This window comes from Gemmatimonadaceae bacterium (assembly GCA_036003045.1).
Classification (GTDB): domain Bacteria; phylum Gemmatimonadota; class Gemmatimonadetes; order Gemmatimonadales; family Gemmatimonadaceae; genus JAQBQB01.
The window spans coordinates 64,450-77,299 of sequence record DASYSS010000040.1 but is presented as its reverse complement, the minus strand read 5'-3'; the positions used below and the strand labels follow the sequence as shown (position 1 = coordinate 77,299).

Below are 12,850 nucleotides of genomic sequence, written 5' to 3'. Positions count from 1 at the left end.
GCTTACTGCGCGATCCGCGATCTGCGTGGCGTCTCCCGCGCGACGGTCGGAGTAGCACCCGGCGGGCGCAGGCCGAGCGGCAATCCAAGATGGCCCCGCGCACGATCGAGGGCGTCATCGAGGTTGCCAAAGAGATTTTCTTCACCGATCTCTTCCAACACCGCGGACCGACCGATGGCAACGAGGGGCTGGGTATGCACGTCGGATAAAAGCACGAGCGTGCCCTCCTTGCGGCTCCGGTGGATGACATCCTTGAGCGCGTGCATGCCGCTCGAGTCGATCGAGGGCACGTTGCGCAGGCGGATGATCAGCACGCGCGGCCGTTTGGCGACTTGGCCGACGGTGTCCCTGAACGTCTCGGCGACGCCAAAGAAAAATGGACCGTTGACCTCGAATACCTCGACCCCCGAGGGTACGCTGCGCCGGCTCACCGCGTTCGGATCGGTGGAATACTGGTCGTCGGCGTCTTCCAACTCGATCGTGACGGCACTGACGTTCGCCACTTCCGCCATCCGCCGCATGAAGAGGAACGCGGCGGCGACCATGCCGACCGAGATCGCTACCGTGAGGTCGACGAGCACGGTGAGCAAGAACGTGGCGAGGAGCACGACGACGTCGCTCTTGGGCGCCGTGAGCTCGGCGAGAAACGACCGCCACTCACTCATGTGATAGGCGACGACGACGAGGATCGCGGCCAGCGTCGCCATCGGGATGAGCGCGGCCCACTTGCCCACGAAGAGGGTGATGACGAGCAGCGTGAGTGCGTGGATCATCCCGGCGACCGGCGTCCGGCCGCCGTTCTTCACATTGGTGGCGGTACGCGCGATGGCGCCCGTGGCGGGGATGCCGCCGAACATCGGCGACACGATGTTGGCGACGCCCTGCGCGACCAGTTCCATGTTGGAGCGGTGGCGGCCGCCGATCATGCCGTCGGCCACCATCGCGGAGAGGAGCGATTCGATCGCCGCCAGCATCGCGATGGTGAACGCGGGCCAGACGAGTGACTGGGCCTGTGCGAACGTTATGTGCGGCACCACGGGGTGCGGGAGCGCCGCGCTGATCCCACCAAACCGCGAGCCGATGGTTTCGACAGGCCAGCCGAGCAGCTGGGGCACGGCGGTCGACACGAGAAGCGCGATAAAGGGCCCGGGAATGCGGCGGTTGATGCGGGGCCACACGAGGATGATGGCCAGCGCCATCCCGCTCACGGCGAGCGCGTACGGGTTGATCGCCGTCGCGTGCGCGATGAACGCGCGCCACTTCTCGAGGAAGTCCGCGGGTACGGGGCCCATGCTGAGCCCCAGAAAATCCTTGATCTGGCTCGAGAAGATGATGACGGCGATGCCGCTCGTGAATCCGACGACGACGGGATGGGGAACGAATTTGATGACGGCGCCGAGCCGGACGGCCCCGATGACGACGAGGAAAATCCCGGCGAGCACGGTCGCCACGGCGAGGCCGTCGTATCCGTACTTCTGAACGATCCCGTACACGATGACGACGAACGCACCGGTCGGGCCGCCGATCTGCACGCGCGATCCGCCAAGGGCGGAGATGAGGAAGCCGGCGACGATCGCCGTGTACAGTCCCCGGTCGGGGCTCACGCCGCTGGCAATGGCAAAGGCGATGGCGAGCGGTAGGGCGACGATGCCGACGATCACACCGGCGATGAGGTCGTCGGCGAATTGGGCGCGCGTATATGATTGGAGCGTCGTGACGAGCTTCGGTACAAGCACCGCCGGGTCCCCGCTTGACGTTGAACGTTGGTTCAATATACTCCGCGGGGAGAGGCGCTTCAACGCGAGGTACTCGCTCCCGTGCAACTCACGCTCCGCCAGGCGGCGAGCTATCTCGGCGTCAGCGAAGGAACGATGCGTCGTTGGATCGACCAGCGAGCGCTGCCCGCGCACTCGGTGAGCGAGCGGTTGTATCTCAACCCAATCGAGCTCTGGGAATGGGCGGTCGAGGCGGGCGTGCCCGCCTCGCGTGGTCTACTCGACGTCGCCCATCGTGCGCCGGACGAAGTGCCGCCTCTCTCGGTGCTGCTGCGCGAAGGGGGGATCTTCTACGACATCGACGGCGCGTCCAAGCATCGCGTCCTCGCGCAATTCGTTGAACGTCTCCCGCTGCCGCCCGAACAGGACCGCGCGTTCCTGCTCGACGTGCTCGAGGCGCGCGAGGCGCTCGGCTCCACGGGGATCGGCGACGGAATCGCGATCCCGCACGTGCGGAATCCGATCGTGCTGCACGTGGCGCGACCGTTCGTGACGCTGGGGTTGCTCACGCAGCCGATCGAGTTCGCCGCGCTGGACGGAACACCGGTGCACGCGTTGTTCATGGTCGTGAGCCCGATCGTCCCGACGCATTTGCGGATTCTCGCCCAGCTCGGATTCGTCCTGCGTGACGACACGCTGCGCGACCTGCTGCGCGCACGCGCGCCGGCGCACGAGATTCTCGCCCGCCTGGAGATGATCGAGACGACGCGCACGACCGGGTCGTTCCCCGCGGAGACGCGGACACCGACCGCGTGACGCTACTCTGGATCGGGCTCGGCTCACTCGTCTTGGCCGCCGCCGTGCAGTTGGCGCTACGCGGAGGCGGCCGTGCCGACCGGCTATTCGCCATTCTCGTTCTCGCCGGGGCGGCATTGGGCATCGCAACGGCCATTGGGGTGTTGCGCGATGGGACGACCCTGACCGCGACCATCCCCAGCATGCTTCCCGGCGGCAATTGGGTCCTCGGGCTCGATCCCCTCAGCGCGGCATTCCTCATCGCAATCCTTGGCGTCGGAGCGCTGTCGGCAACATACGGGATCGGCTACATGCGCTACGACGAGGAGATCGCTCCATGGCCGAGCCACGCGTTCTTCGCGCTCGAGGTGGCGGCCTTGTCGCTTGTCGTGTGCGCCCGTTCCGTGATGCCCTTCATGGGCGCGTGGGAGCTGATGGCGATCGGATCGCTGTTGCTGATTCTCACGGAATACCGGCACGCCGAAGCCCGGCGGGCAGGCTTCATTTATATCGTGGCGACCCACGTGGGAACGCTGGCCCTGTTCGCGCTCTTCGCGACCCTCGCGCGCAACACGGGCGATTGGACATTCGGCGCGTTGGCGCAAGGGACGCGTGAGCCCAGCGCCGCACGTACGGCCGTCCTCGCCCTGGCGCTGCTGGGGTTCGGTGTGAAGGCGGGGTTCGTCCCGCTGCACTTCTGGCTTCCGCCGGCCCACGCGGCCGCGCCGTCGCACGTGTCGGCGCTCATGTCTGGTGTCGTGATCAAGATCGGCATTTACGGACTGCTGCGCGTCGTGTGGCTCGTCGGGGCACCGCCGCCCTGGTGGGGTTGGACAGTTTTCGCGATCGGGACGTTCTCGGCGATCTTCGGCGTGCTGTGGGCGCTTGCACAGCACGACGTCAAGCGGTTGCTCGCGTATCACAGCGTCGAGAACATCGGCATCATTCTCATGGGACTGGGATTGGGTGCGCTGGCGAGCGCCTATGGGCACCCGGCACTCGCCGCGATCGGATACGGTGCGGCAGTGCTCCACACGATGAACCATGCGCTTTTCAAGAGCTTGTTGTTCTTTTGCGCGGGCGCGGTGTACCGCGAGGCGAGAACGCGAGACCTCGAGCTGCTCGGCGGACTCGCGCGACGCATGCCTGTGATCTGGTTGGCGTTCGCGATTGGCGCGGCCGCCATCGTCGGGCTGCCGCCGTTCAACGGCTTCGTGAGCGAGTGGTTGGTCTATCGCGGCCTGCTCCAAGCCGGCCAGTCCGCGGACACGCTGCGGCTCGCCGTGCTGGGAACGCCCGCGCTGGCACTCGTGGGCGGCCTCGCGCTCGCCTGCTTCGCCAAAGTCGCGGGGGTGGTCTTCCTTGGCACCAGTCGATCGCCGCGTGCCGACCAGGCTCGGGAGCCGAGCGCCTTGTTGCGACTGCCCGCGATCGTCATTGCGAGCGTGTGCGTTGCGATCGGCGTGGCGCCGCCATTCGTCATCGGCGTGATGTTGCGCGCCGGTGGCTTCGTCGAATCGGTGGCGGTCGACCCCGGATCGGCGGCCGATGTGTCGCGCTCGGCATGGCAGGTTGCCGCGTTCGCGCTGGTATTACTCGTCGCGGTTGGAGTGGCGGCGTTCCTCATGCACCGCCTTCGGGTTCGGGTGTCGCGGCGCGTGTCGGACACCTGGGGCTGTGGCTACGCGGCGGCGACTCCGCGAATGCAGTACACGGCGTCGTCCTTCGCCGCGCCGCTGCTCGACGTCTTCGGAGCGGCGAGCGGTGTCCGGACGCATCGCGGCCCGACCGTGTTCCACTCCGAGCCGTTCGACCTCGCGCTCGATCGCGCCATTGCTCCGGCATGGGCGTCGGTGCGACGTGTGACGATGCGCCTTCGCCGTCTGCAGCAAGGGCGGCTTCGCACCTATCTCGTTTACGCAGTAGCCACGCTGACGGTGTTGCTGGGCTATCTCGTTGTGCGCGGGGGCGCGTGATCATGCCCGAGCGAGCAACTCCCGTCCTTGCGCTCATCCTCACGCTGCTGCTCGCGCCGCTGGTGCCGGGGGTCGCGGCGAGGACGCGCGCCGTCCTCACAGGCCGGCGGGGCTCGCCCATTTGGCAGCTGTACGCCGACCTGTGGAAACTGTTTCGCCGCGGGATCGTGTATGCGCGCGTGACGACCATACCGTTCCGTCTCGTGCCCGTCGTCGCGCTGGCTGCGATCGTGGCGGCATCGCTTCTCGTGCCGCTCGATGGCCGAACGTCGGTCTTCGCATTCCCCGGCGACGTCGTCGCTTTCGTATATACCCTGGCGCTCGCTCGGTTCGTCCTCGTTCTCGGAGCGCTGGACACCGGCTCCAGCTTCGAGGGGATGGGCGCGAGCCGCGAGGTCACGTTTGCCGCGCTCGTGGAATTCGCGCTCTTCCTCTGCTTCGCCGCGCTGAGCGTCGTCACGCATCAGCTCTCGCTGTCCGGCATGGCCGGCGTGACGCTTGCCGACCGATGGATGACCGCGGCGCCCGCGCTGTCGTTGGTGGCGGCGGGATTGTTCATTCTCCTGCTGGCCGAGTGCTCGCGCTCACCGGTCGACGATCCGACGACGCATCTCGAGCTGACCATGATCCACGAGGTGATGATCCTCGATCACAGCGGACCGGACCTCGGGGTCATTCTTTATGCGAGTGCCGTAAGATTGAGCGTGCTCGCGGCGCTGCTTGGGCGGATCGCCTGGCCCGTCGCGAAGCTCGCGCCGGCGCTGCGTCTCGCGGCGCTGGTTGCGGCATTGGTGCTCGTCGGCGTACTGGTGGGCATCGTGGAGGCGTCGATGGCTCGGCTCAAGCTGGCCAAAGTGCCGCTCTACATCGCCGGCGGTGCGGCGCTATCGGCCTTCGGTCTGGTCCTCCTGCTCAGGTGATCGTGCGCCCGTTGATCGAGCCGATCCTTCTCGCCGTGGCGCTCACGAATTTTGCCGTGCTCGGAACCTCGCGCATGACGGCGTGCGTCCGAATGCTCGCCATGCAAGGCGCGTTGCTCGGCGTGCTGTCGATTGCCGTCGAGCGCCCCCTGTCCGTGCACTCAATCGCGCTCGGCGCCGGCACCGTGGCGGTGAAGGCCCTCGGACTGCCGTGGTTTCTCCGATGGGCGATGCGCGAGGCAGCCGTCCGGCGCGAGGTCGAGCCGGTGATCGGCTACATGGCGTCGCTTCTACTCGGGGCACTGGTCGTGGGGGTGTCATTTGCGGTGGCGAGCCGTCTGCCCGGAATGGTCCCGGGACAAGGAGGGAGCGCGCCGGGGGGGCTCCTCGTTCCGATTGCGCTGGCGACGCTTCTCTCCGGGTTGCTCGTGCTGATCACGCGCAGCAAGGCCATAACGCAAGTGGTCGGCTATCTGATGCTGGAGAATGGCATCTATCTGTTCGGGCTCACGTTGGTGGGGCGGATTTCATTTCTCGTCGAGATCGGCGTGCTGCTCGACGTGTTCGTCGCCGTGTTCATCATGGGCATCGTGGTGTTTCACATCAACCGCGAGTTCGACTCGATCTCCGCCGAGAATCTCGTGGAACTGAGAGAAGCGTGAGCCGGACTCCGCGCGCGTGTTAGCTCTCCTGCTGTTGCTTCTCTCGGCCGGCGGGGCGGCGCTGGCGTTCGCGCTCACCAAGCCCGGCCCTCGCCTGCTGGTGCTCGGCGTGGTGAGCGTCGCGCACCTCTCGATCGTCGGCGTTTTGTGGCGCGGACCGAGCGCGAGTGCATTGAACGGATGGCTCGCTGTGGATTCACTCGGGCTCGTCATCCTGACGCTGGTGAGCGTGTTGTTTGCCGCCGTCGTCACGTACGCGGTCGGCTTTCTCCGGGAAGAGAGTCCGCGCGGTGGCCGATGGTTCGCGGGGTGCCTCCTCGGATTCCTCGCGGCCACGACACTCGTGTGCGTGAGCCAACACCTCGCGCTCTTGTGGGTCGGGATGGAGACCACGACTCTCACGATCGCCCCCCTCGTCTACCATCGGCACGATCGCCGATCGCTCGAGGCGGTATGGAAGTACCTCATGCTGTCGTCGCTCGGCATCGCCTTCGCACTGTTGGCGGTGTTTCTGGTCGCCACGGCGCAACCGGTGTCGAGTGGATCGCGACCGCTCATGTTCCACGATCTTCTCACGAACGCGCGCCAGCTCGATCGCCAGTGGCTTCGAGCCGCGTACGTCTTTGCGCTCACGGGCTTCGGCACCAAGATGGGGCTCGCGCCACTGCATTCCTGGAAGCCGGACACCTACGGGGAAGCGCCGAGTCTCGTCTCGGCACTCATGTCCGGCGCGCTCACGAGTTGCGCGTTTCTCGGGCTGGCGCGCTTCACGGCGATCGTCTTTGCCGCCGGCCTGGACGACTTCGCCCGGCCGCTGCTCATCGCGTTTGGACTCGTCTCGCTCGTCGTCGCCACGGCGTTCATCATCGGGCAATCGGACCTCAAGCGGCTGCTCGCATACTCGAGCGTGGAGCACATGGGGCTTCTCGTGCTCGGGCTTGGCATTGGCGGCGCCGGTGCGTTCGGCTCGATTCTCCACGTTCTGAACAACGGCGTGGCGAAGGGGATGTTGTTCCTCACCACCGGCAACATGGTACTGGCGACCGGTTCTTCCGCGGCTGCGGACCTGCGAGGCCTGCTCCGAGCGCGGCCGGTTTCGGCGGCGCTGCTGCTCGTCGGGCTCTTCGCCGTGACGGGCTCGCCACCGTTCGGGCTTTTCGTCAGCGAGTTCGCGATCGTGAGCGGCGCGGTTCGCGAGCACCACGTGTGGGTCGCGGTCGCGCTGCTCACACTGCTGTCGGTCATCTTCGTCGGCATCGGTGGCATGCTGCTCGGCGTCGTCTTCGGAGCGCGCACCGCGGGTGTGGATGAGAACCCGGAACGCGAGTCGGCATGGCTCGTCGCCGGGCCGCTCGCGCTCGCCGCGATCGTGCTCGTTCTCGGGGTATACATCCCTGGGCCGCTACGCCTCACGCTGGCCGATGCAGCGCGTCTGCTCGGCGGAAGCGCGCCATGACGCAGCGGTCGTTTCTCGAAATCTCCAATCGTCGCGGCACTCGACTGGCGGACATACCGGCGCTGCAAGTCGAGGAGTTTGCGACCGAGCTCGAAGCCCGAGCGCGCGACGGGTGGCGGATCGTCGCTCTCTTCGGAACGCCGGAGGCACGCGCGCGGCTCACGCTCGTCGGAGTGGTCGCGCGTGACGACGCCGGCGAGCTCGCTGTCGCGAGCAGCGTGGTCGGACAGCGATACCCGTCGATCTCGACACGTTGCCGGCAAGCGATGCGCTTTGAGCGGGAGATCGCCGAGCAATGTGCCGCACGGCCGCAGGGTCCCGTTTCGCTCAAGCCGTTGCGGCGCCATCCGCCCGATCATGCGCCGGTGGAATGGAGCACCCCGTTCCGCGACCGCGAGGCGTACTCGTTCGACGAGGTGTCGGGAGAGGAGGTGCACGAGGTCGCGGTTGGGCCGGTGCACGCCGGGGTGATCGAACCGGGGCACTTTCGCTTCCAGGCGCACGGTGAGGAGGTGCTCGCTCTCGAGATCGTGCTCGGCTACCAACATCGCGGCGTCGAACGACTGCTCGAGGGTGCGGACCGGAATCGCGCCGCGTTGGTGGCGGAGTCGATCGCCGGGGACTCGGTCATCGGGCACGCGAGCGCAGCGTGCGGGGCGATCGAAGCATTGGCGCGGAGCCGGAAGACTCCCCGGGCCCAAGCCATCCGCGGCATCGCGCTCGAGCTCGAGCGGCTGGCGAATCACATCGGAGACCTCGGGGCGCTGTCGGGGGATGTGGCGTTTCATCCCGCGTCGGCGTATTTGGCGAAGCTGCGCGGCGAATGCCTCAATCTGCTCATGACGATCAGCGGCAACCGATACGGGCGCGGACTGATCCGCCCCGGCGGCGTCGCGTTCGACATCCCCGACGAGATGGCGAGTGAGATCGTCCGACGAGTCGAGCGGCTCCGCGAAGACGTCACGCCGGTGCTCCGACTGCTCTTCGACGCGACGTCCGTGCAGTCGCGATTCGAGGCAGTCGGCGTCGTCACCCAGGACGAGGTCATCGCCAACGGCTACGTCGGCCCCGTCGCGCGAAGCTGTGAAGTGGCGCGCGACGTTCGACACGACTTCGCGTATGGCGTGTATCGCTTCGCACAGATCCCGGTTGCCCGGGCGTGGGCCGGAGACGTGCAGGCGCGCGCGCTGGTGCGGCGACTGGAGATCCAGCGCTCGATCGAGTTCGTGATCGAGCAAGTGAGCGCTCTGCCGCGCGGCGCGGTGCGCGTGGGATGCGGGGCGCTGCAGCCGTCGGAGCTCGTCGTGGCGATGGAGGAGGGCTGGCGCGGCGAGATCACCCACATCGTGATGACCGACGCCGAGGGACGAGTGCGACGTCACAAGGTGGTCGACCCGTCGTTTCACAATTGGCCCGCGCTGGCCGGCGCGATGGCCGGCAACGTGATCTCCGATTTTCCACTGTGCAACAAGAGCTTCAACCTTTCGTACGCGGGCCATGATCTGTAGGCACGACGATGCTTGACCTTCTCCGGACGCGGCTCCGCCAACACATAGAGCCGGTGGCCATGCCGGCAGATGCGGCCGCGCTGCCGCCGCGGTTCCGCGGTCGCCCGGCGGTGCGCGACGCGTCAGATGCGGAGAATCGCCGTTCGCTTCCGGTGATTGACCTTGGACGAAGCGTGTTCGCGCCGGAGGAGCTGAGCGAGGATGACCACGGCGCCGCGTTCACGCGCGACTACCGAATGGCCACGCGAACGCGTGAAGCGCTGATGACTACCGGCGGGGAGCTGGCGTTGGCGGCCGCCCTTGACGCGCGGATGCGCGCGCTGCTCGGTCGTTCGCTCCGCCTCCGATCGGTGGCCGCGGGAAGCTGTGGCGGATGTGAGGCGGAGCTCACGGCGCTCGGTAACGTGGTCTTCGACATGGCGCGATTCGGCGTGCAGTTCGTCGCATCACCCCGGCACGCCGACGGCGTCGTCGTCTCCGGAATCGTGAGCGCAAACATGCGTGACGCGCTCGAAAAGACCTACAACGCAGTCCCGGATCCCAAGATCGTCATCGCTGTCGGCGCGTGCGCCATTTCCGGCGGCGTGTTTGCGGGAAGCCCGGAAGCGAGCGGAATTCCTTCGTCGATTCCGGTGGATCTGTGGATTCCGGGCTGTCCACCCCATCCGTTGACGATCCTCGACGGACTGCTTCGTCTTCTCGGCAGGGCGACATGACGCGGACGGGTCGCACGCACGACATCGGCAAGGAGGGCTCCGGTGCCTGGACAGAAGGCGCCTGAAGCGACGCGGCGCACTCAGATCCTGGAGGCGGCGTATGACATCGCCGCACGAAGAGGACTCGCCGCCTTGACCGTGCGGCATGTCGCGGAGGGCGCCGGATTGAGCGTCGGCCTCGTGCTCTTTCATTTCAAGACCAAAGATGCGCTCGTCATCGCGGTGCTCGATTACGTGTTGGCAACGACGACCGTGCTTCACATGACGGACGACATCGCCGCGATCTCGTCGCCGCGCGAACGGCTGCTCGCACTGTTGCGGCGCGAGATGCGGCGGCTCTCGAGCGAGCCGCGCCGCATTCGTCTGTTCTTCGACTTCTGGGCGCTCGGCTTTATGCACCGGCGCATTCGCGCCAAGATGCAAGGGGAGCTGGATCGCTATCGAGAGGCGTTTCGACCGATCGCGGAAGAGGTACTGCGGGCGGAGCCGGCCCGATTTGCCGGCGTGACCGGAGAGGGGCTGGCCGCCGTTGCGGTGAGCTTCATCAAGGGGTGCGCGGTGCAATCGATGATCGATCCCGAGAGCGTGGACATCGACGAATTTCTCGCCGCAACGCAGCGGTTGTTCGGCGCGGCGCACCATCGGACTTAGCGGCGACGACCATTTTTGGACATGACAGAACGGCACCGCGCTGAGGGCGTCCTCGTCCTCCAAAACGGGCGCGATCGGCGTGACGTAACCCTCGAAGAGCGCTATTTTTCGGGTCCCTCATGACGAAACGCCAGGACGCGCTCGACTACCATTCGAACGGACGGCCGGGCAAGATCGCGGTCGTCCCGACCAAGCCGCTCGCCAACCAGCGGGACCTGTCGCTCGCCTATTCGCCGGGCGTGGCTGAGCCGTGCCTCGAGATCGAGCGGGACCGGGACCTCGCCTACACGTACACCGCCAAGGGCAATCTCGTCGCCGTCGTCACGAACGGCACGGCGGTGCTCGGGCTCGGGAACATAGGCGCGATCGCGGGCAAGCCGGTGATGGAAGGAAAAGGGAATCTCTTCAAGCAGTTCGCCGACCTCGACGTGTTCGATCTCGAGGTCGGATCCGAGAATCCCGACGACGTCATCAAGTTCTGTCAGCTGCTCGAGCCCACTGTCGGGGGGATCAACCTCGAGGACATTCGCGCTCCGGATTGTTTCTATATCGAGGAGACGCTGCGCAAGACGCTGCGCATCCCGGTGTTCCACGACGACCAGCACGGCACCGCGATCATTTCGGGCGCCGCGCTGCTCAACGCCCTGGAGATCGTCGGCAAGAAGATCGAGGACATTCGCGTCGTCTTCTCGGGCGCCGGTGCGGCCGCCATCTCGACGGCGGAGCATTACGTGCGGCTCGGCGTGCAGCGTGAGCACATCATGCTCTGCGACCGGCACGGCGTGATCTACAAAGGGCGTCCCGAGGAAGCCGATCCGTACAAGGCGCGCTTCGCGCTCGAGACAGACGCGCGCACGCTCGCCGACGCGCTCGTCGGCGCCGACGTCTTCGTGGGGTTGTCGGTCGCCGGCGCGATGACGCGCGAGATGGCGAAATCGATGGCGCCCAAGCCGATCATCATGGCGCTCGCCAATCCGGTGCCCGAGATCCTGCCGGAGGAAATCCGCGAGGTCCGCGACGACGCGATCATCGCGACCGGGCGCAGCGACTATCCCAACCAGGTCAACAACGTCCTCGGATTCCCGTTCATCTTCCGCGGCGCGCTCGACGTGCGCGCGACGGAGATCAACGAGGAGATGAAGATGGCGGCCACGCGCGCCCTCGCGCTGCTCGCCAAGGAAGACGTGCCGAACAGCGTCGCCGCGCTCTACGGATTGCACGACGTGCAGTTCGGTGCGGACTACCTGATTCCCTTCCCGTTCGATCCGCGCGTATTGCTGTGGGTCGCGCCGGCGGTCGCGTGGGCGGCGGTGGCGTCCGGCGCGGCGAACGATTTTGTCGACATCGGCGACTATCGCGAGCGGCTCGAAGCCCGACTCGGCCGCGCGCGCGGCGTAATGCGCGGATTGATCAACCGGGCGATCGGGAACCCCAAGCGCGTCGTGTTCCCGGAAGGCGAGGAGCCGAAGATCATTCGCGCGGCGTACATCTGCGTCGAAGACGGCATCGCGATGCCGATTCTGCTCGGCGATCGCAAGGCGATCGAGCAGAAGGCGCGCGCGATGAACATCCCGCTCGACGAGATCGTGATCGAGGATCCGGCCACGTCGCGCAAGCGCGAGGAGTACGCGCAGCACATGTGGGCGAAGCGCCAGCGAAAGGGGATGAGCCTCGACGAGGCGCGCCGGCGACTGTACAACGGCAATTACTTCGGGTCGTGCATGGTTGTGCGCGGCGACGCCGACGCACTCGTCTCGGGCGTGAACCTGCACTATCCGGAGACGATCCGCCCGGCGCTCGAGGTGATCGGCGCACATCCCAAAGCCGGGATCGTGAGCGGCATGTACATGCTCGTCTTCGACAAGCAGCTCGTCTTCTGCGCCGACACGACGGTCAACATCGATCCCACGGCCGAGCAGGTGGCGCAGATCGCGTATTCGGCGTCGCGCATCGCGCGGACGATCGGCGTCGAGCCGCGCATCGCGATGTTGTCCTTCTCGAATTTTGGTTCCGTCCGGCACCCGGACACGGAGAAGATGGCGCGCGCGGTCCAGCTGCTCCGCCAACGCGATCCGTCGCTGGTCGTCGACGGTGAGATGCAGGCGGATACGGCATTCGACCCGGAGATCATTTCCCGGGACTACCCGTTCAGCACGCTCAAGGAAGAGGCCAACGTGCTTATCTTCCCCAACCTGAGCGCCGGAAATATCGCATATAAGCTGTTGAACCACTTGGGGGGCGCCACGGCGATTGGGCCGATTCTGGTCGGCATGAGCCGGCCGGTACACGTGCTCGAGCGTGGCGCGGACGTGCAGGACATCGTCAACATGGCGGCGGTCGCGGTCATCGACGCGCAGGAGCGCTCCGCGCCGGCAGACACCGCATCGCTTTCGCATGACGGCGGGGGCGGGGGCGCCGCATCACCAACGGTTTTCTCGAGGTTGTGATTGC

10 protein-coding genes are annotated in these 12,850 nt (G+C 66.6%); 9 read left to right on the top strand and 1 reads right to left on the bottom strand.

What is annotated here, in order from left to right:
• Positions 1-2 precede the first annotated feature (2 nt).
• Positions 3-1,736 (bottom strand): sulfate permease, encoded by a 1,734-nt coding sequence (gene sulP / locus VGQ44_10120; GenBank protein ID HEV8447168.1) that lies wholly within the window; start codon positions 1,734-1,736, stop codon positions 3-5.
• Between the two features lie 81 nt (positions 1,737-1,817).
• On the opposite strand from sulP, the gene VGQ44_10115 reads away from it, so the two are divergent.
• The 9 genes from VGQ44_10115 (at position 1,818) to VGQ44_10075 (ending at position 12,846) form a co-directional block, all read left to right on the top strand.
• Positions 1,818-2,531, top strand: a complete 714-nt coding sequence (locus VGQ44_10115) for a PTS sugar transporter subunit IIA (protein HEV8447167.1) — start codon at positions 1,818-1,820, stop codon at positions 2,529-2,531.
• Positions 2,528-4,486: a proton-conducting transporter membrane subunit gene (locus VGQ44_10110; GenBank protein HEV8447166.1), complete on the top strand. Its 1,959-nt coding sequence runs from the start codon at positions 2,528-2,530 to the stop codon at positions 4,484-4,486. Before VGQ44_10115 ends, VGQ44_10110 begins: the two co-directional genes overlap by 4 nt.
• A 2-nt stretch (positions 4,487-4,488) precedes the next feature.
• Positions 4,489-5,406: an NADH-quinone oxidoreductase subunit H gene (locus tag VGQ44_10105; GenBank protein ID HEV8447165.1), complete on the top strand. Its 918-nt coding sequence runs from the start codon at positions 4,489-4,491 to the stop codon at positions 5,404-5,406.
• Positions 5,403-6,068 carry a hypothetical protein gene (locus VGQ44_10100; protein ID HEV8447164.1) on the top strand — a complete coding sequence of 222 codons (666 nt, stop codon included), beginning with the start codon at positions 5,403-5,405 and terminating at the stop codon, positions 6,066-6,068. Before VGQ44_10105 ends, VGQ44_10100 begins: the two co-directional genes overlap by 4 nt.
• A 16-nt stretch (positions 6,069-6,084) precedes the next feature.
• Entirely contained in the window at positions 6,085-7,524 is a 1,440-nt protein-coding gene (locus VGQ44_10095; GenBank protein ID HEV8447163.1) for a proton-conducting transporter membrane subunit, read from the top strand.
• Entirely contained in the window at positions 7,521-9,032 is a 1,512-nt protein-coding gene (locus VGQ44_10090; GenBank protein ID HEV8447162.1) for a hypothetical protein, read from the top strand. Before VGQ44_10095 ends, VGQ44_10090 begins: the two co-directional genes overlap by 4 nt.
• A gap of 8 nt (positions 9,033-9,040) precedes the next feature.
• The gene (locus VGQ44_10085; GenBank protein ID HEV8447161.1) at positions 9,041-9,748 is read left to right on the top strand and encodes a hypothetical protein; all 708 of its coding nucleotides are present in this window, start codon (positions 9,041-9,043) and stop codon (positions 9,746-9,748) included.
• A gap of 42 nt (positions 9,749-9,790) precedes the next feature.
• Positions 9,791-10,399, top strand: a complete 609-nt coding sequence (locus VGQ44_10080) for a TetR/AcrR family transcriptional regulator (protein ID HEV8447160.1) — start codon at positions 9,791-9,793, stop codon at positions 10,397-10,399.
• Between the two features lie 119 nt (positions 10,400-10,518).
• Positions 10,519-12,846, top strand: coding sequence for an NADP-dependent malic enzyme (locus VGQ44_10075; protein ID HEV8447159.1), 2,328 nt, complete (start codon positions 10,519-10,521; stop codon positions 12,844-12,846).
• The last annotated feature ends 4 nt before the right edge of the window (positions 12,847-12,850 follow it).

What these genes read in the sequence shown, in the direction of transcription:
- VGQ44_10085 (HEV8447161.1), top strand. Translation starts at nt 9,041, where the DNA reads ATGCTTGACCTTCTCCGGACGCGGCTCCGCCAACACATAGAGCCGGTG.
- VGQ44_10105 (HEV8447165.1), top strand. Translation starts at nt 4,489, where the DNA reads ATGCCCGAGCGAGCAACTCCCGTCCTTGCGCTCATCCTCACGCTGCTG.
- VGQ44_10075 (HEV8447159.1), top strand. Translation starts at nt 10,519, where the DNA reads ATGACGAAACGCCAGGACGCGCTCGACTACCATTCGAACGGACGGCCG.
- VGQ44_10090 (HEV8447162.1), top strand. Translation starts at nt 7,521, where the DNA reads ATGACGCAGCGGTCGTTTCTCGAAATCTCCAATCGTCGCGGCACTCGA.